The sequence below is a fragment of the Micromonospora sp. NPDC048930 genome (assembly GCF_043197935.1).
Taxonomy (GTDB): Bacteria; Actinomycetota; Actinomycetes; order Mycobacteriales; family Micromonosporaceae; genus Micromonospora.
In genome coordinates this window covers 592584-611800 of the sequence record NZ_JBICUB010000002.1, presented here as the reverse complement: position 1 = coordinate 611800, position 19217 = coordinate 592584, and the positions used below count along the sequence as shown (strand labels likewise).

The 19217-nt window shown below is 71.5% G+C and carries 11 protein-coding genes; 2 read left to right on the top strand and 9 right to left on the bottom strand.

Annotation, left to right across the window (positions count from 1 at the left end):
- Nucleotides 1-86: 86 nt before the first annotated feature.
- The gene (gene mycP / locus ACGFI9_RS08280; protein WP_393176311.1) at nucleotides 87-1292 is read right to left on the bottom strand and encodes a type VII secretion-associated serine protease mycosin; all 1206 of its coding nucleotides are present in this window, start codon (nucleotides 1290-1292) and stop codon (nucleotides 87-89) included.
- Between the two features lie 152 nt (nucleotides 1293-1444).
- On the opposite strand from mycP, the gene ACGFI9_RS08275 reads away from it, so the two are divergent.
- Nucleotides 1445-4420 (top strand): SseB family protein, encoded by a 2976-nt coding sequence (locus ACGFI9_RS08275; RefSeq protein ID WP_393176309.1) that lies wholly within the window; start codon nucleotides 1445-1447, stop codon nucleotides 4418-4420.
- On the top strand, nucleotides 4417-4782 hold the full coding sequence (locus ACGFI9_RS08270) for a hypothetical protein (protein WP_393176307.1): 366 nt from the start codon (nucleotides 4417-4419) through the stop codon (nucleotides 4780-4782). Before ACGFI9_RS08275 ends, ACGFI9_RS08270 begins: the two co-directional genes overlap by 4 nt.
- Here ACGFI9_RS08270 and ACGFI9_RS08265 read toward each other — a convergent pair whose 3' ends face one another.
- The 8 genes from ACGFI9_RS08265 to ACGFI9_RS08230 all read right to left on the bottom strand — a co-directional run bounded on the left by ACGFI9_RS08265 (nucleotide 4783) and on the right by ACGFI9_RS08230 (nucleotide 19181).
- A complete protein-coding gene (locus tag ACGFI9_RS08265; protein WP_393176305.1) occupies nucleotides 4783-5715 on the bottom strand; it encodes an alpha/beta fold hydrolase in 933 nt (310 codons plus the stop codon).
- A 134-nt stretch (nucleotides 5716-5849) separates the two neighbouring features.
- On the bottom strand, nucleotides 5850-7184 hold the full coding sequence (locus ACGFI9_RS08260; protein WP_393176303.1) for a vanadium-dependent haloperoxidase: 1335 nt from the start codon (nucleotides 7182-7184) through the stop codon (nucleotides 5850-5852).
- A 134-nt stretch (nucleotides 7185-7318) separates the two neighbouring features.
- On the bottom strand, nucleotides 7319-8050 hold the full coding sequence (locus tag ACGFI9_RS08255) for a hypothetical protein (RefSeq protein WP_393176301.1): 732 nt from the start codon (nucleotides 8048-8050) through the stop codon (nucleotides 7319-7321).
- 286 nt (nucleotides 8051-8336) lie between these two features.
- A complete protein-coding gene (locus ACGFI9_RS08250; protein WP_393176672.1) occupies nucleotides 8337-10769 on the bottom strand; it encodes an immune inhibitor A domain-containing protein in 2433 nt (810 codons plus the stop codon).
- Nucleotides 10770-11055: 286 nt separating this feature from the next.
- Complete coding sequence (locus tag ACGFI9_RS08245) at nucleotides 11056-13386, bottom strand: immune inhibitor A domain-containing protein (RefSeq protein ID WP_393176299.1); 2331 nt, start codon at nucleotides 13384-13386, stop codon at nucleotides 11056-11058.
- 353 nt (nucleotides 13387-13739) lie between these two features.
- Complete coding sequence (locus tag ACGFI9_RS08240) at nucleotides 13740-15083, bottom strand: phosphatase PAP2 family protein (RefSeq protein ID WP_393176297.1); 1344 nt, start codon at nucleotides 15081-15083, stop codon at nucleotides 13740-13742.
- Nucleotides 15084-15227: 144 nt separating this feature from the next.
- Nucleotides 15228-15575, bottom strand: a complete 348-nt coding sequence (locus tag ACGFI9_RS08235; RefSeq protein WP_393176295.1) for a hypothetical protein — start codon at nucleotides 15573-15575, stop codon at nucleotides 15228-15230.
- 807 nt (nucleotides 15576-16382) lie between these two features.
- A complete protein-coding gene (locus ACGFI9_RS08230; protein ID WP_393176293.1) occupies nucleotides 16383-19181 on the bottom strand; it encodes an immune inhibitor A domain-containing protein in 2799 nt (932 codons plus the stop codon).
- Nucleotides 19182-19217 lie beyond the last annotated feature (36 nt).

Here is a 19217-nt window from a genome sequence, read left to right as displayed (position 1 = left end):
GCAGCGGCGGCGGCCCGGGCACCCGTCCGGATCGCCGCCGCTGGGCGCCTCCGCCCACCCGGAACGCTCGGGTCCGCAGGTGGCGGTCAGGCGGGGTCGGCGGGGCGCCAGCGGCGGCGGGCGCCGCGGGGCAGCACGGCCGCCAGCAGCACCACGACGGTGGCGACCAGCCCGGCCGCGCCCGCCACCAGCAGCGCCCGGTCCCGGGCCGCCGCCCGGCGTGCCCGCTGCGCCGCCACGGCCGGATCCGGCCGGTCGACCGCCAGCGCCGTCGCCCGTTCCGGCCGCGCCGTCACCGGCCCGGTCGACTCGGTGACCGCCCGGTACGGGTTCAGCACGCCCGCGCCGTATCCGTCGCCGCGTCCCGGTGCCGGGTCGGCGCCGGCCACGATCCGCCGGGCCACCTCGGCGGCGCTCAGTTCGGGGCGGTACTGCCGGAGCAGCGCCGCCGTGGCGGCCACGAAGGGCGTCGCGTAGCTCGTCCCCTCCGCCCGCTGGTGCCCCTGTCCGGGCGCGGCCATCAGCACGTCGCTGCCGGGGGCGACCAGGTCGACGTACGGGCCGGTCTGGGAGAAGGGGGCGCGGACACCGTCCGCCCCGATCGCGCCCACCCCGAGCACCCCGTCGTACGCCGCCGGGTACGGCCGGGGGTCGCCGCTGTCGTGCAGGTTGCCGGCGGCGGCCACCACGACCACGTCCCGGCGTACCGCGTCGGCGATCGCGGCCCGGACCGCCGGGTGGTCCGCGTACAGCACGACGGAGAGGTTGAGTACGTCGGCGTCGTGGTCCACCGCCCAGCGGACGGCTCGGGCGAAGCCGGCCGCGTCGACCGTACGCCCCGACTCCCGCCCCTCGACGACCTGCTGCTCGCTGACCCGTACGGGCAGGATGCGGGCGCCCGGGGCCAGCCCGCGAAACGCCACACCCGGGCGGGTGCCCGCCGCGATGATGCTCGCCACCCCGGTGCCGTGCCCGGCGCAGTCCCGGGTGCCGTCGCCGCCCGGGTCGAGGAAGTCCGCGCCGTCGAGCACCCGCCCGGCCAGCTGCGGGTGGGTACGGTCCACACCCGAGTCGATCACCGCGACCACCACCCCGGCGCCGTCGGCGAGCGGGGTGAGGCGTTCCGGCGCGTACCGCTGCTGCGGCCACGGGGTGGCGGCCACGGGGCGGTCCGGGGCGGGTGGCGAAGCGCACGCCGACGGTGCGCGGGCGGCCGCCGGCGCGGCCGGCAACGCGACGGTGAGGACGGTGACCAGGGCGGCCAGGACCGGGCGCGCGGTGGGCCGGGACATCGACCGCCTCCGTAACGTGTCGGCTCCGGAACGGGATGTTAGCGCCTCGCCGGCCGGCCGGCGGACCGCCGATGGCCAGCCATTGTGATCTTGTTACCACCTTGTAGGTTGTAGGCGATGCCTGCGGCCCGTGCGTGGAAGGGGAGGTGGCCGTGACCGGATGGGAGCCGGCCACCGAGGCCGAGGTGGCGATGCGGGACGCCCTGCGCGCCCAGGATCAGCAGCTCTACTTCCGCATCCTGGCCAGGGTCGATCTGCTGCTGCCGGTCGCCGGGCCGACACCTGCCGGGCAGGCTCCAGGAGGCTGGGGGACCTGGACGACCGGGGGCCGGACGCACGTCCTGGCATTCACGTCCGTCACCGCGATGCGGGCCTGCCTCGGGGAAAAAGCGGGTGGCACCCGCCGCGTCCCGTACGCCGACCTGGCCGCCGGCTGGCCCGACCACGAGTGGTGGCTCGCGGTCAATCCCGGCCTGCCGATCGAGGGCTACCTGCCCGCCTGGTTCGTGGCGCAACTCTCCCGGGGCGACGTCCGGTTGCCGGGCCGGACCATGGGGGCCCGTGCCCGGCTGGAGCGGGTGGAGAACGCCGCCCGCGCCGGCGTCGACGCGCCCGGCCGGGACACCCCGCCGGCCGCCGCCGCGTCCGCCGGCCGGCCGCCGGCCGCCCCCGTCGCCCGGGTCCCGGACCCCCCGGAGGAGCCGGCGACCGTGCCGTTCCCCCCGACCCGGCCCACGGTTCCGAGCGTGGCCGAGTCCCCGGTGCCGCCGATCCCCCGCCGCCCGGAACCGGCGAACGGGCACCTCACCGCGGACCGCCTCGGGCGGCTCGGCCCAGGCTCGGCGGACGAGGGGCCGCCCCGTGACGGCTGGCCCGGCCGGACCACGCCCGGCGATCCCACCCGCCGCACCGGCGAGGTCGCGCCGGCCGATCGCGCCGCCCCCGATCGCAGCCTCCGGAAGCCGGAGCCCGCCCCCGACAGCCTCGCCGGCTGGGTCAACGACCTACGGCGGCACCCGGACGAGCCGGACCCGTCCGACGGCAGCCGCCGCCCCGGTACGGCCAACGGCCGCTCCGCGGCGCCCGCGCCGCCCCCGGCCCGGTCGTTCTTCGAACCCGCCTCGGGCCGCTCCGCCCGGCGTCCGTCCCCGCTGGACCCGCCACCGCGGAGCGCTGAGCGCGCCGTGCCGCCGTCCCGGTTCGCCGGTGGCGGTCAACCGTTCCCGCGCCGCCGGCCGCTCAACGAGCCGGTGCCGGAGGACACCACCCGGGCCTTCTCGTTGGACGAGGCCGAGCGGACGCAGGCGCTCGGCCCGGGCCGCCCGGAGGAGCCGCCCCGGCCCTTCCGCCCCGCCCCGCCCCCGGCCGCCGCGGAGGAGGCGACCCAGGCGCTGCCCCGCCGCCGGCCCCGCCCCGCGGACCTGCCCGACGCGGCCGAGCGCACCCAGCCGATCCCGGCCGGGGATCCCGCGTTCGCCGGTCCGGCCGAGGCGGAGGAGCTGCCCCCGCCGATCGGCGAGCCGGTGTCCGGGCCGCCGGCAGGGCGGCGGGGCTTCTCGCCGATCGTCATCGAGGGCACCATCATCGAGTCCCGGGAACTCCCCGAGCCCGAGGAGACGTCCTCGGACTCCGGTCCGGGACCGGCGGCGCCCGAGCCGTATGCGGTGCCCACCGTTCCGTCGGCGACCTCGGCGATGGCCGCCGCGACGGCGCCGCCGGCGTACCGGCCGAGGGGTGAAGCGCCGGCCGCGCCCTGGGCCGGCTCCGCCGAACCCACCGTGCCGCTCACCATCGACCCGGCCGGGCCGGCCCGACCGGCGGGCGAGAGCCGCCCCGAGCCGTCCGGCGACGCGGGACTGACTCGTCCGGCGGCTGATCGCACCCTCGCGCCGGCCGGGCCGGACGTCGCCGACAGCCCGCGCGAGGGGCGGGCCGGGTCCATCTTCGAGCCGGCCGCGCCACCCGCCGAGCCGACCGTGCCGCTGTTCGGCGGCACCGCACCCGCGGACCGGTCGCTGTTCGAGCCGGCCACCCCGGCGGAGGCGCCGTCCGGAACGGCCGTCCCGACCAGCGGTACGGCACCCGCCGCGCCGGCGCCGGGCGAGGGGGCCGGTTCGACCCCGAGTGGGAACGGCGCCGCGGCCGCGGTGCCGGCCGACTTCGTGCCGGCGAACGGCGTGGAGGAGGAGTTGCTGGGCGCGGCCGGCAGCGGCAGCACGGACGGGTTCCTCTCCACCCTGCTGCTGGCCCGGGTGCTGTTGCCGGTCGCGGCCGACTCCGCAGCCGGGAGCCGGCCCGGCGACCCCGGCTTCGTGTGGCGTACCGAGCAGCTCGACGGCGGGACGTACGTGGTGGTCTACACCTCGCCGGAGCGGCTGGCCGATCGCGCCGACGGGCCGGTCGACACGGTACGCGTGAAGTTCGTCCAGCTCATCCGGCGGTGGCCGGACGTGAGCTGGTCGTTCGCGGTGAACCCGGGCACCCCGGTCGGCGCGACGTACCCCGGCGAGCAGGTCCTCGCGCTGGCCAACTGGGCCGCCGAGGTGGGACTCGGCGACGACCCGGAGGGTGAGCCCGAGCCGCCGGCGGCGGAGGCGACGCCGGCGGCGGAGGGCCGACCCGCCCCACCGCCGGTGGACCCGACCCGTCCGGTGACCATGCAGAAGGCGATCGCCCCGAGCCAGCTCGCCTACTACCTGGAGCGCGGCTACGACCGGGTGTCCGGCTTCGTGCACCGGGCCAACGAGCTCGCCCACCTCAACACCCCCGCCGAGCTGTACGACGCGCTCGGCCTCGGTCACCCCGACTCGCCCTTCTCCCGGAACGCCGAGGAGATTTACCTGCTGCGCTGGCCCGCGTACCGGCCCAGCCTCTACCGCATCCCCTACGGCGGGCAGAACGAGGCCGCGATGCGGGCCATGGAGGGCTGGGTGATCGAGCGGCCGCCGTTCCGCGGCAACGGCTTCGCGCCGGGCGAGAGCAACGACGTGGTCGCCGAGTTCAAGGTGGACAGCGCCCGGTTGCCGCACGGCGCGCAGCTGTGGCGGATCGGCGCGGACCGCACCGAGCGGATGGTGGCGGTCCTGGACACCGACGCGCTGCTCTGGCGTCGGGTCGGTGCGTCGTGAGCCGCGACGGCTTCGTGGCCCGGTGGCAGGGCCGGGAGTACCAGGCCAGCCCCGACGGCGACGACGTCCGCCTCTACCAGCCGGAACCGGGCGAGGGCTTCGAGGAGGTACGCCCCGGCCGGTACGTGCGGGTGGTGCCGGCCGCCGAGGTGGAGGACTTGGCGTACGTGCGGACCACCTGCACCTGGCAGGGGCAGCCGTTCATCGTGCTGGCCGAGCACGAGGGCTGGTTGCGGGTGGAGTACACCGGCGGTCGCTGGCCGGTGGCGCGGGCGATGGGGCTGGAGGCCTTCGACTTCGGCGTCTACCAGGGCTGGGCGCCGGCGAACGAGGTCGTCGACCTGCGCGAGAAGCGGGTCTGATCAGGACTTCGTCCAGCGCAGGATCTCGCCGAGCACCACGTCCCGGGCCTCCACGTGCGGGAAGTGGCCGACCCCGTCGAGCAGTCGCCACTCGTAGGGCGCGCTGACGTAGCGGCCGGATCCCTGGGCGGTCCGCGGCAGCGAGGCCCGGTCCAGTGCGCCGTGCAGTTGGAGGGTCGGCGTGACCAGCGGCTTCTGCATCAGCCGGACGAAGCGGTAGCCGTGCAGCCGCAGCACCGACCGGAACGCCCAGCGGTAGCCCTCCATGGCGCAGAAGGCGGCCTGCGGGATCTGCATGGCGACCCGGCAGCACCGGGCGTACGCCTCGAACTCCGGGCCGTGCACCCAGCGCGGCCCGCCCCAGCGGCGCAGGATCGCCTCCACCTCGGCCCCGTCGTCCCTGGTCAGCACGTGCTCGTAGCGGGGGAACTGGAACTTCAACGTCGGCGTGGAGGCGGCGAACTGGCCGCGCGGGTCGGCGAAGATGGCCGCCCGGAGCCGGAGCGGGTGCGGGGCCCCGAGCACCACCAGCCGCCGGACCAGGGTCGGGTGGAACGAGGCGGCGGTCCACGCGATGAGTCCACCGGCCCCGCTGCCCACCAGGGTCGCCGACCGTTCACCGAGGGCGCGGATCAGCCCGGCCACGTCCGCGGCGAGGGTGTAGCCGTCGTACCCCCGGGGTGGCTTGTCGCTCGCGCCGTACCCGCGCAGGTCGACCGCGACCGCCCGGAATCCCGCGTCGGCGACCGCCGGCAGCATCTCGTGCCAGGCGTACCAGTACTCCGGGAACCCGTGCAGGAAGAGCACCATCGGGCCGGTGCCGGCCTCGACGACGTGGAAGCGGCTGCCGTTGGCGCCGACGAACCGGTGCGTCCACGGCCCCTCGGGGAGGACGCAGGACTCGTCGACGGGCCCGCCACGCTGGTCGGTCATGGGGCACAGCCTAGGGCCGGCTATCCGCCATCGGCCCCGCAGGTGGCGAGGATCAGGGATTTCTCCGGGGCCGCCCGGGACAGGCCGGGGCCGGCACCGCGATCGGTGCCGGCCCCGGTGCGCGTGCGGTCGGGTCAGTTCACGTAGTACTTGGTGAAGAGGTAGTTGGCGACCGAGTCACCGGTGGCCAGCCCCTGGTCGGCGTCCCACTGGTAGTGCACACCGAGGTAGAGCCGGCTGTTCGCGTCCTCCGTCGCGGCGGCGCTGACACTGGTGAAGGAGCGGGTGACCCCGCTGGCGTGCGGGTCCTCGGTGGTGGCGGTGAAGGAGATGGCGTCGGTGCCGTAGAACCGCTTGATCATCCCGGCCCAGGCCCCGGCGAAGGTGGCGTGCCCCGAGACGTACGCCGGGAACGGCGGCGAGAAGTGGATGCCGTTCCGGTCGGCGGACAGCGGCTGCCAGCCGGCGTCCGGGACGGTGGCCGCATTGTTGTCGGACTGCGGCTCGTGGATCGCCGTCTCCGGGCGCCACAGGTCGATGGAGGTCTGGTACTTGGCGTCCCAGGCGGCGATGGCGGCGTCGGCCATCGCCAGCGACACCAGGGCGAAGAGCCGGGTGGTGTCGGTGCCGGTGCGGGCCTTGGCGATGGTCTGGGTCAGGGTGAAGAGCTGACCCGGCGGCTTGTAGGTGCCGTCGAGGTCGTTGGCCCAGAACCAGGCGAGCTGGGTCTGGTCGGCGCTGCGGTCGGCGCTGGTGGCGGAGCCGTACCGCTTGACGTCGTTCACCTGCTGGGCGTACGCGCTGCTGGTCAGCAGGTCGGTGATGGTGGTGAAGCCGCCGGGCAGGGACGGGCGGAACTGCGAGCCGGCGGTCAGGCCGAAGGGCTTGACGAGGCCCCAGTTGGGGCTCGCGGCGCTCCCGGAGCCGGTCGGCTGCCACTGGCCCGCCGTGTAGCTGATCGAGTACGGGGTGTTGTTGGTGGACCCGTCGTTGGCGCGGGCGTTGAGCATGTTCTGTGCGGCCGTCTGGCCGACGCTGACGCTCCAGCCGTTCGGCCCCGGCTCACCGATGGGCGCGATGGACCGCGCGTTGTTGTAGTCCTGGGTGAAGTCGATGGTCGGGAACACGGCCTTCAGCACGTCGTACGCGGCTTCGTCCAGGTTCATGTCCAGGTCGTAGCTGTAGCTGGTCTGCGGGGACACCGTGGCCAGGTACGGCTTGCCCTGCCCGCCCAGCGACACCTTGGTGTCGTACATGGCCAGGTGCATCATGGCGCCGGCGCGGGAGAGCGTGGTCGGCGGCCCGCCCGCCTGCCGGTAGGCCTTGATCAGCACGTTGTTCCAGTAGATGGTGTGGTCGAAGCCGGGGCTCACCGCGCGCGCCGGTTCCGGCGTGGCGGCGATCGACGTGGCGAGCCCGACGGTGGCGAGCGCGGCGACGGCGATCCGACGCAGTCCGAGTGTCCTCAAGGTGGTCCCTCCGGTAGCGGACCCGTCACCGGATCGGCGGTTGCGGGTCCTCAATCCATCGATGACCATGATGATCCTGGGCGCACCGGGATGGCCGGTATGGCGAAGCGGCAGCCGGTCCGCAAGTTGCAAGATCAGATCCAGCCGCGCCGGGCCGCGGCGATGCCCAGGGTGAGCCGGTTGGTCGCCGAGAGCCGTTCCTCCAGCACCTCGAAGTGCCGGCGCACCCACCGGGCGCTGCGGCCGAGGCTGCGGGCGATCGACTCGTCCTTCAGGCCGGCTGCCGCCAGGCGGAGGATCTGGAGTTGGACGGGGGTGGGCGCGCCGTCGATGCCGACCGCGGGCCGGTTGGCCAGCGGGACCGCCTGCCGCCACAGCGCCTCGACGTACTGGGTCAGCAGCGACACCAGGGCGGGGCTGCTGACCAGCAGCAGCTGTCGGTGCTGGTCGGTGGGGGGCAGGGCGAGCAGCGCCGTGCCGTCGACCGCCAGCAGGCTCGCCGGCAGCGCCGGGAGCACGCGTACGTCGTGCCCCGCGGCCAGGGCCGCCTCGATCCGTTCGCGACGCTCCGGGTCGACCAGCAGCGGCCGGGCGCAGATCAAGCGGACCGGGTGCGGCCTGGTGGGGGACGGGGACAGGCCGGGTGGCGACTCGTCGAGGAGGATCAGGGCCTCCGCGGTGGCCGTGTCGAGGAGTCGGTGGGCGAGGTCGCGGAATCGGTCGGGTTCGGCGACGACCTCGATCCCGTCGGGGCGGTCCCCGGACCGGGCCGCGTCCTGATGGGCGATCCGCTGGAGCCGGGTGTAGTGGTCGGTGAGGCGGTCCTGTGCGCGCATCAGCACGCGGGCGCTGTCCGCGAGCACCATCCGTAGTTCGAGCGTGGGCGTCAGTGGGCCATGGTCCGCGAGCCGTATCCAGAGTGGAACCTCGTCCGACCTGCCCGGATCGTCGGTCACCGTGTCGCCTGACAATCGGATCACCCCCCATGATCGTCGATGGGGTGATCGTCACGTCCGCCGGTCGTCGCCGTCAATGGGCTGTAACGATGATGACACGGTTCGTGTCTTCTGCTCGGCTGCGCGGAGCCCCGAAACGGGCGATGCCCGGGCAGGTGACCTGCCCGGGCATCGCGCTGCTGTGCTGATCAGCGGCTCAGGAGAAGCGGACCTTCAGCGAGGTGCCGTCCTGCTCCAGGACGCGGATCTTGACGCCGGTGGCCGGGAGCTTGACGCCGTGGTTCGGCAGCTCCGGGTACCAGTACTGCTTGGTGTCGTCGAACAGCGGCTGCGCGGCCTGGCCACGGATGTACTGCGGCTGGCTGTTGATGTGCAGCGTGAACGAGTCCGCCTTCCGCAGGCTGAACGGCGCGTCGTAGACCTGGACCCGGGCCCGCCAGGGGTTGCCGGTCAGGTTGTAGATCGGTCGCGGGTGCGCGTCGATGATCATGTTCCGACCCTCGCCAGGGTGGTCGAACGTGTCATTGTCCGCCCAGCGCAGGTTCCAGTAGGAGATCAGCAGACCCGTCTGGTACGCGTAGTGGTCCACGTAGTCCGGCCGGGTGTTCGCGTACCCGAAGTAGTACGGGCCGGTCTTCAGGTACTTGTCGTACGAGACGTACGACCGGTTGCCCGCGATGTAGTAGTTGTCGAAGTCGCGGGTGTAGGTCTCGGCCTGGATGCTGAAGCCGTTGAAGGTCCAGCCGGCCGCGTCCGCCTCCGCACCGTCGGTGAGGATGGTCGCCCCGTCGGCCGTCACGGCGATCGCGTCACCGTAGAAGCCACCGGCGGAGACCCCGCCGTCGGTCGTGTAGTGCAGCCGGAACTGCACCGTCTTGCCGGCGAGCGAGTCCAGCGGGATGTTGACGTCGACCCACTGGTCGTCGCTGGAACCCGTCAGCGCGTAGCGTCCGGGGGAGATCTCCGCCAGCGGCGTGCCGCCGACCGTGCCGGGCAGCGCCGACCAGGTCTGGCCACCGTCGGTGGAGGCCTCGAAGAAGAGGTAGTCGTAACCCTCTTCGATGTTGTAACGACCCTTCATGGTGAACGCGGCGCTGCTCTTCCCGGTGAGGTCGATCGTCCGCGTCATCGTGGTGTTCAGGTCGTCCTCGTTGCCCGAGAAGAACTGCTTCGCGCCCTCGAACGGCTTGCCGTTGTCGAAGGTGTACGTCCGCTTCGGCAGCACGACGACCGCGCCCTGCGCCTTCTCGGAGTTGTACTCCTGCGGGCCCAGCTCCAGGGTGCGCTTCTGGCCGGCCTTGATGACCTCGTAGTCGAGCCAGCCGAGTTGGAGCTTGTTCCAGGCGCCGAGGTCGCCGCCCCGCTCGCCGATGCCGCCGTCGTTCTTGCCGCCGAGCCGGCTCTGGGCCATCAGGGTCCAGTGCTCGTTGTTGTTGTCCCCGCCGTTGGTGACGTTGTAGTCGTCCGGCAGGCCGAGGTCGTGGCCGTACTCGTGGTAGAAGACGCTCCGGCCGCCGTTCTCCGGCTGGATGGTGTAGTCACCGATCCACACGCCCGTGTTGCCGATCTGGGTGCCGCCGGCCGGGAAGTCGGCCGGGCCGGTGTTGCCCTGGTCGGACGCGTAGGCGTACCAGCGGTGGCTCCAGACGGCGTCCTCACCCTGGTTCGGGTCACCGTCGGCCTCGTCACCGCCGGCGTGGACGATCTGGAAGTGGTCGATGTAGCCGTCCGGCTCGTTGAAGTTGCCGTCGCCGTCGTGGTCGTACCGGTCCCACTGGTCCATCGACTTGACGTCGGCCGCGATCTGCGCGTCGGTCCTGCCGGCGGCCTTCTGGTCGGCGACCCACTGGTTGGCGGCGTCGCGGACCAGCGCCCAGGTGTTGGTGCAGACGTTGCTGGCGCAGACGGCCGGGTCGTCGCCGTTGGCGTCCTCGGGGTCGTCGCCCGAGCGGCCGTACCGGGCCTCGTTGTACTTGACCTTGACCCAGTCGGTGACCTCGCCGTCGACGCTGTACCGGCCCGAGGACTGCGCCTCGTAGTACTGCTTCAGCGACTCGTCACCGGGGGCGGTGCCGAAGTAGAGCTTCCGGTAGTGGTCGGCGTCGAAGTTCGGCTGCCAGACGGTGGAGTTGTCCACCGCCCGGTTCGGCGCCGGGATCTCGTTGTTGAGCGGGCCGTCGAACCGGGCGGGGCCGGCCGTCGTCGGGTCGGTGTCCTTGTCCGGGTAGGACGGGTGCCGCTCGTTGCCGAACTCGGCCAGGATCACGAAGATCTTGTCGGTCCGCTCGCGGGACAGCTCGACGTACTGGTCCTCGACCGGGCCCTTGCCGGCCCTGGTGCTGCGGGCGGACCGGCCGGCCGCGGCGCCCTCGGCCGCGGTCTCGCCGACCTTGACGACCGTGCTGCCGTTGATCTTCTGGGCCTTGGCGCGGCCGGAGAGGACCTCGCTCAGGCCCTCCTGGCGCAGCGCCCGCCGCTTCTCCTCGAGCGGGTTGGGCAGATCGTGCTCAGCCTGCTGAGGCTCGCCGGCCGACGGTGCGGACGCCGGCAGTTTCGGCAACGGCGCGGCACTGGCGGTCGTGCCCGCCACCAGTCCCGTCGCCGTCAGCGAAAGCCCGAGCAGACCCACTGCGACTTTGCGCACGTGGATACCTCCGGTGTGAAGGAACCGGCCCAACGGGGGTACGGGCCGGTGAAGATGTCCCACGGGTGGGACCACTGGTGAACATAGACATTCCCGTGACGCGTGGGAAGAGTGGTGCGTCGATTTGTAGCAACTTTTTGTTGGGAACGCTCCTCAGCGTCACATCCGGATCGGTCGATGCCCGCCCTGATCAGGGCGAACACCCTCGGGGTACGCGAAAGGGGCCGGTGGCGTCGCCGCCACCGGCCCCTTCCGGCTTGGTGCTACCCGATCAGTTGGTGACCTTGACGACCATGTCGCTGGTCGGGGTGGTGCCCTGCTGGAGGATCTCGATGGTGGTGCCGGTGCCGGCCACCTTCACCGAGTTCCACGCGTTGCCCGAGGTCCAGTACTTGCCGATCCCCTTGTCGCTGAAGATCGGCTGCGGGTCGAGCGCCGGAACGGTGACCGCCACGCCGTTCTTGTGGAAGGTCTGCGCCGGCTTGGCGTACAGGCTGAACGTCGCGTCGTAGCCGTTGCGCCGGTTGCTGATGACGCCCTGGCCGCCGACGTTGATCTTGTCCGGGCGGACGTCAACCGGGAGGTTGAGGCCGTAGCCCGGGTGCTGCGACGTGTTGTTGTCGCCGTACGCGTAGTTCACGTACCACACCAGCAGACCCGGCTGGTTCGAGAACCGCTCCACGAAGTCCGGCCGGGTGTTGGCCCAGCCGAAGTTGTACCCACCGGTCCGCAGCGTGTCGTCGTAACCGAAGTAGGTCCGGTTCTCGGCGATGTAGAAGCGGGGGTAGGTGTCGGTCACCGAGCCGGTGATCCGGGTCCAGCCCTTGGCCGTCCACTCCGCGGCGAGGGTCTCCGCGTCGTCGGTCCAGGCCACCGCGCCGTTCGTGGTCAGCGAGATGTTGTCCAGGAACGGGCCGGCGAAGTGCACGCCGCCGTCGGTGGCGTAGCGGTAACGGAACAGCACCGTCTTGCCGGCGTACGCCGACAGGTCGTAGGTCGAGTCGACCCACGCGCCGTTGCTGGAACCGTCGATGCCGCTGTCACCGGAGTCGACCAGGTTGTTCTTCAGATCGGCCCAGGTGGCGCCGCCGTCGGTGGACACCTCGGCGTAGAGGTAGTCGTAGTCCTCTTCGATGTCGAACTGCAGCTTGGAGGTGATCGAGGCGGTGGTCGCGCCGGTCAGGTCCAGGGTGCGGGTCAGCGAGGCGTTCAGGTCGTCCGCGCTGCCGCCCCACCACTCGTACGACCCGCCGAACGGCGTGTTGTAGTTCGTGGTCTGCGTCTGCGAGGGCAGGTTCACCACGACAGCCTGGGCCTTCGGCCCGTCGCTGTCACCGGCCGGGCCGAGCGTCACCTGGGTGCTGCCCTTGCCGTAGTCGACCGTGGTGTAGTTCAGCCAGCCCAGGAAGAGCTTCGACCACGGGTCCATGTAACCCGGGGTCGAACCGATGTCGTCGGTGCCGTGGCTCAGCCACGAACCGGAGGACATCAGGCTCCAGAAACCGACGCCGTTGTCGCCACCCGCGGTGTCGTACAGGTCCGGCAGACCGAGGTCGTGACCGTACTCGTGGGTGAAGACGCCGAGGCCACCGTTCTCCGGCTCCGTGGTGTAGTCACGGATCCACAGGCCGGTGTCGCCGATCTGCACACCGCCCGCGAGGTTGCCGGCCGGACCGGCCTTGCCCTCGAGGTTGGTGAACGCCGCCCAGCGGTGCGACCAGATGGCGTCCTCGCCCTGGGCGCCGCCGCCGGCCTCCTCGCCCTCACCGGCGTGCACCGCCTGGAAGTGGTCGATGTAGCCGTCGGGCTCGTTGAAGTTGCCGTCGCCGTCGAAGTCGTACCGGTCCCAGATGTCGAACTGCTTGAGGTAGTCCTTGATCTCCTGGGACGACTTGCCGGCCGCGACCTGGGCCTGGTACCAGGACGTGGCGCTGTCCCGGATGAAGTTCCAGTACCCCTCGGCCTCGGAGATGTTGTCGTTCGGGTTGTTCGGGTCGTCGTTGTGACCGTAACGGGCCTCGTTGTAAGGCACCGTGATCCAGTCGCTGACGTCACCGTTGACCGTGTAACGACCACCGGACTGCTTCAGGTAGAAGTCCCGGAACGACTCGCCCTCACCGTAGAACATGTCCATGTAGTGCTCGCGGTGGAAGTCGGAGCGCCACAGGGTGCTGTTGTCGTCGGTGGAGCTGCCGTCCCAGTTGCGGTCCGGCTCCGGGATCTGGTTGACGACCGGGCCCGGCGCGCCGCCGGCGCGCGGGTCGGTCTTGTCGCCGAAGTTGACCAGCATGGTGAAGATCGGGTCGACCTTCGGGGCCTGCTGGTACTCGACGAACAGGTCGTCCTTTACCTGGATGACCTTCGAGCCGTTGCGCGTCTGAAGCTTGGCCTTGCCCGTGAGCAGGTCGGCGATCGCCTGCTTCTTGAGCTCCCGCTGCTGATCCGCCTTGGGATCGGGCAGGTTGTCCTTGCCGTGCTTCGCCTTGTCGGCACCGGGGGTGGGCTCCGCCGCCGGAGCGGCGGACGCCGGCGCCGTGACGACACCGGCTGCCAGCAGCGCGGCCGCGGCCGAGGCCAGGCCCGCTGTGACTCGTCTCCTCAAAGGTCCTCCTCCTTTGTGGATTTGTTACATGACAGGGACAGCTACAGCCATCGCTGTCATGTCATGCGTCACTCACAATGACAGGTGTTTGCATCGTTGTCACCGGTCAATCACCTGAGTGGCGCCCCTTCTTTTCTGGGCGAACCGGGACCAAAAGGCTCAGTAATTCGACGCCGAATCACATTACGTTTTGGCCACGATCACTGAGCGTGATGGTGATTATGAGGCCCCCAAAGGGGAGCGCTGGAGCCCGGGAAAATGTCACACGGATTTTCGAAGAATCCATGGGCGCGTAAGAGGACGGGGCCCGTCCGGAGCAGTGTGCTCCAGACGGGCCCCGCCGTGTGTCCCGATCAGCGCAGGTAGTTGGCGAACACGTGGCCGGCGACCGCGTCACCGGCCGCCACGCCGTTGTCGCCGTCCCACTGGTAGTGCACACCGAGGTACACCCGGCTGCGCGCGTTCTCCACCGACGCCGCGGTGAAGCTGGTGAAGGTGCGGGTCACGCCGACCGCGTGCGGATCCTCGGTGGTCGCGGTGAAGGTGATGCTGTCGGTGCCGAAGTAACGCCGCATGATGCCCGCCCAGGCCCCACCGAAGGTGGCGTGGCCGGAGACGTACGCCGGGAAGTTCGGCGAGAAGGGCACCCCCGCGTTGTTGGAGAGGGGCTGCCAGGCGGTGTCCGCCTCGGTCTCGCCGTTGCCATCCGTGCCGGCCTCCCGGATCGCGGTCACCGGCCGCCACAGGTCGATGTCGGTCTGGTACTTGGCGTCCCAGGCGGTGATCGCCGCGTCACCCATCGCCATGCCGACCAGGGCGAAGAGCTTCGCGTTCGCGGCCTGGCTGAGGCCGCGCTGCTTGGCCACCGTCTGCGTCAGCTTGAACAGCTGGCCCGGGGGCTTGTAGGTGCCGTCAACATCGTTGGCCCAGAAGTACGCGATCTGGGTCTGCGTCGCGGTCCGGGTTGTCGAGTTCGCCGCCCCCAGTGCCCTCACCTCGTTGACCTGGACGGCGTAGTCGTGGCTCGCCAGCAGGGTCTGGGCCGTGCTGTAACCGCCGGGCGGGGCGGGACGGAACTGGGAGCCGGAGGTGAGCGCGAACGGCCGTACCCGGCCCCAGTTCGGCGAGGCCGCTGCGGCGCCGTCGGTGGGCCGCCACTGGCCGGGCTCGGTGCTCGGGGTGTAGGGGGTGTTGTCGGTCGACCCGTCGTTCGCCCGGTTCAGCCGAATGTTGTCGACCACCGACTCGGCGATGCTGGTGCTGAAGCCACCCGGTCCGGGCTCGTAGTTGGGCGCGTCCAGCCGTGCCTTCTGAAAGTCGCTGGAGAAGTCGATGCCGGGAAAGAGCTCCAACTGCAGCAGGTTGTACGCGGCCACGTCGAGGTTCGCCTTGAGGTCGTAGGTGGCCGACGGATCCCGGTTCACCCCGCTAGTGAGGTATGGCGTGCCGATGTTGCTGATCGCGGTGTGGGTGTCGAAGAGGGCGATGTGCAGCATCGCGCCGGCCCGGGACAGCACGGTCGGTGGGCCGCCGGTCTGCCGGTACGCCTTCAGCAGCACGTCGTTCCAGTAAAGGATGTGGTCGAAGCTGGTGGCGGCGGCGGTCGCCGGCGTCGGTGCGGCAGCCACCGGGACGGCCACCGCGAGCGCGGTGAACGCGGCGACCCCCCATTTCCGAATGCTGGACAGTGTCGTCAACCCGGCCTCCCACGGTCGGTTCCCGCTCCGGCGATCCCGGCATGGCCCGCCGGAGTGGGTCCACTGTGGCGGTTGGGGAACGATCCGGGGAGGGCGAAGCGGCCAGCCTGACCGCAAGCTGCACGGAGCAACATGCGCCGAGGGTCAGACCAGGCCCTGGCGGGCGGCGGCGATGCCGAGGGTGAGCCGGTTGGTGGCGCCCAGCAGATCCTCCAGCGACTCCATGTGCCGACGGACCCAGCGGGTACTACGGCCGAGGCTCCGGCCGATCGCCTCGTCCTTCAGGCCGGCGGCGGCGAGCCGGAGCACCTGGAGCTGGACGTTGCTCGGTCCGCCGCCGGCCAGCGGCTCCACCGGCACCGCACGACGCCACAGCAGCTCGAAGTAGTCCACCAGCGCGTCGACCAGTGCCGGGGACCGGACCAGCACCGCCTCCCCGCGCGTCGATGCCAGACCGACCAGCGCGGCTCCGTCCGCCACGGTCAGTTGCACGGGCAGCCGTGGCAGGAGGCGGCGGCCGCCGGTCCGGTCCGGTCGCCGTGCCGGCCGGCGCCAGCGCCTCGGGTGTGCAGATCGTCCGGTGCCGGACGCCGCCGTCCGGTGCCTCGGCCGGCCAGCTGTGCGGATCGTCGCCGAGCTGTCGGGTCCGCAGGTGGCGGCAGTCGCGCCGGGCCGCGGTCACCAGCTCGTGCAGCCGGGCGGCGATGTCCTCGCCGGTCAACAGTTCCAGTTCGGTGGTGTCCGGTGCGTGACCGGCCCGGGGTAGTTCGCGTTCCAGCCGTTCCAGCTCGGCGTACCGGTCGGCGAGTTCCCGATTCGCCTCCGCCAGTTCCTGCTGTCGCGCGACCAGCAGGCGGCGCAGCGCGGCAGCCGGCGGGACGGCCCGCAGGCGGCCCGCCGGCGTGCGGAACACCAGCGCGCGCCGCAGCAGCTCGGCCAGGGCGGGCGTCTCCACCGCCTCGGGTGGGACGGCCGGTGCCCCGACATCGGCCACCAGTGCCTCGTACAGTCGTCCTGCGTCGTCGGACAGCAGCCCAGCGAACACCCTCATCCCCCGTCCCCCGTGGCCGCCGGGTCGCGGCCGTACGCGGCCGGCCGGTGTCGTGCCCGCCGGCGGAACGCCCGTCCGCCTGGGGAAACGCCACCGTGGCGACAGCAATCAGATGGTCACAGCGGACGTCGGCCGATGTCAATATGTAGCGGGCCGGTGCCGGTGGGTGAGGGTGGCGGTTGCCGGGGACGGGCGAGGGGCCCGCCGGCAGCCGAAGCTGCGACGGGCCCCTCCTCCGGGCGCGGGGATCAGTTTGTCGCCGGGGTGACGTGCACCGTGGCGTACGAGTTGTCCTTCGCGCTCTTCAGGATGGTGATCGTGACGCCGTACGCGACGCCGGCGTCACCCGGGTTGCCCGAGCCGAGCACCGTGAACCCGAGGTCCGTGCCGTAGAGGCCGGTCGCCGGGGTGCCGTCGGCGTTGGTGATCCGGGTCGTGTAGGGCACATTGCTGCGCGACGGGATGACGACCGAGGCGTCGCTGTCCCGCGCGTAGAGCCGCTGCGCGCCGTCGACCACGCGGACCTCGAGGCCCGGGTACCAGCCCTTGGCGTCGGTGAACGCCGGAACCGGGGCCTGAGCGCCGAAGTTCGTGCAGTACTCGCTGTACGGCTCGCCCGCCGCCTCCAGGCACTCCGTGAAGGGGTACGTCGGGTTCAGCGAGAAGGCCGCGTTGGACGACTGCGGGCGGCTGGGCAGGTTGTCCCGAATCTCCGGGTCCTTCTCTGCCGCCACGCCCTGCCGGCGCAGTGGCTGGTTGTGCGAGTCGACGATCAGCAGGCCGCCCTTGGCGCCGTAGCTCGGCAGGGAGGTCAGCTGCGCGGTGACGTGGTTGACGTTGCCCAGCGCGGTGTCCCGGTACCAGACCAGCATGCCCGGCGCGTTGTACGCGATCCGGTCGACCTTCCACGCCTCGTGCGAGTACACGGTGTCGTAGGCGTACTTCAGGCCCTTGTCGAAGCCGTCGAAGTTGCGCCACTCGGCCAGGTAGTAGTGCGCCTTGACCTGGGTGCCCGAGTCGGCGTGCCAGCCCGCGCCGGTGGTGTCGGTGAAGGTGCCGAGGACCTGGCTCCAGCCGTTGGCGCCGCCCTCGACGTCGTCGCTGAAGGTGGTGGCGCCGCCGCCCGTGACCGAGAGGTCGTCGACGAACCAGCCCCGCTCCAGGAACGCCTCGTCGGTGGCGTAGCGGAGCCGCAGCTGGACAGTCTGCCCGGCGTACCCCGACAGGTCGACGTAGTCGTGCCGCCAGCCGTTGGTGTTGCCGGTCAGGCCGTACTTCTTGCCGCCGTAGTCGACCATGCGGCCGTTCGGGTCGGCGTAGCCGTCGTTGGTCGAGACCAGCTTGCCGGTGGCGTCGTAGACCTTCTGCTCCGACCAGGTGGCGCCGCCGTCGGTGGAGACCTCGACGAAGCCGTAGTCCCAGTCCGCCTCGATGACGTAGTTGTTCCACATCCAGAACTTGGCGTCAGCCGCGTTCGGGACGGTCACCGTCCGGCTCAGCTTGACGTCGGCCCAGTTCTGGTCGGAGCCGGAGTACCACATGTTGGCGCCGCTGTGCGGCTGCGCCAGCGTGATCACCTTGTCCGGCAGGTTGATCTTGATGCCGTCCCTGGTGCCCGCCGGGGTGTTCGAGGTCTGTCCCAACTGCACGTCACGCGGGTCGGCGCCCGGCGCGAGGGTCAGCGGGTCGGCCCAGCCCAGCACCCACTTGTCCCAGAGGCCCATGTGGGTCGGCATCGCCTGGAAGATCTCACCGGAGTGCGAGCCCGAGGCCATCAGGTCCCAGAAGTCGACGTCCGAGTCGGAGTTGTTGCCGGAGGTGTCGTAGAGGTCCGGGAGGCCGAGGTCGTGGCCGAACTCGTGGGCGAAGACGCCGACGCCGGCGTCCTCCGGCTGCACGATGTAGTTCGACACCTTCAGGTTGGTGCCGGGGATGGTGTAGCCGCCGGCCACCGTCGAGGAGTGCGCCCAGACCGAGTAGACGCCCACGTCGCCGCCGCCGCGCGACTTGCCCTGGTTGGCGTGCACCAGCACCAGGTGGTCGATCACGCCGTCCGGCTCGTTGAAGTTGCCGTCACCGTCGGCGTCGCCCTGGTCCTCGATGTCGTAGTCGGCCCACGGGAAGTCGGGCCGCATCTTCGCCAGCGCGTCGATGGCGTCGGTGGCCAGCCGGCCGGCGCCCTGCGGGTTGTCCGGGTGGCCGTTCATCGACTGCTCCCGGCCGGCGACCCAGTTGCCGTTCTCGTCCTGGAAACAGCGGGAGGCCGCGTACCAGCCCTCGGAGTGCGGCACGGTGATCCACGGGCTCGCCTCACCGTCCACGGTGTACGCGCCCTTGGACATCTCCAGGTACATGTTGTGCATCGTGCGCCCGGAGATGTCGACGCCCGGCTTCCCGTCCGGCCCGGTCAGGTCCTTGCGGACCCGCTCGGTGATGCCCTCCTTGGTGTAGAGCATCTTGTCGTAGTGCTCGGGCGAGAAGTCCGGCACCCACATCGAGTTGTTGTCCTGGTGCGGCAGGGTGGCCGGGTCGGGGATGGTGTTGTGCTTCGGGCCGTTCTGCACGGTGCCGAGGACACAGCTCCGGTCCTCGAAGACCGTCTTCGGCACGTACACGTTGGTGAAGTCGTCGTTCGCCTGGTCGTTGAACTCCACCAGCAGGGTCAGCAGCTTGGCGGTCTGGGTGCCCTTGGCCTGCTTGATCTGCCGCGGGCTCTGCCCCGTCTTGATCGCCTTGGCCTCCAGCTTGGCCAGCTCCCGCGCGGCCACCGGGTTGCCGCCGGCGAACTTGCGGTCGTAGGCCCGGGCCGCGTCCACGGGGCTGGTGTAGACCCCGTCCTTCCCCTTGACCTCCTTGCCGGCGGTGTCCGGCTGGACCTCCGGCTCGGCGTAGTTGATGTAGAACTCGTCCGCCCCGATGGTCCGGGCAGGGCCGGCTTCCTGGGCGGCCGCGCTGCTCGTCACGGTCAGTGACGTCGCGGCGAGGGCGATGGCGGGCAGCGCGACGAGTAGGCGTCGGCGTGACCCAGATTGCGGAAATGTGTTCATGCCGCTCCGTTCGTGGGGCATGGGAGGAGAGAACCG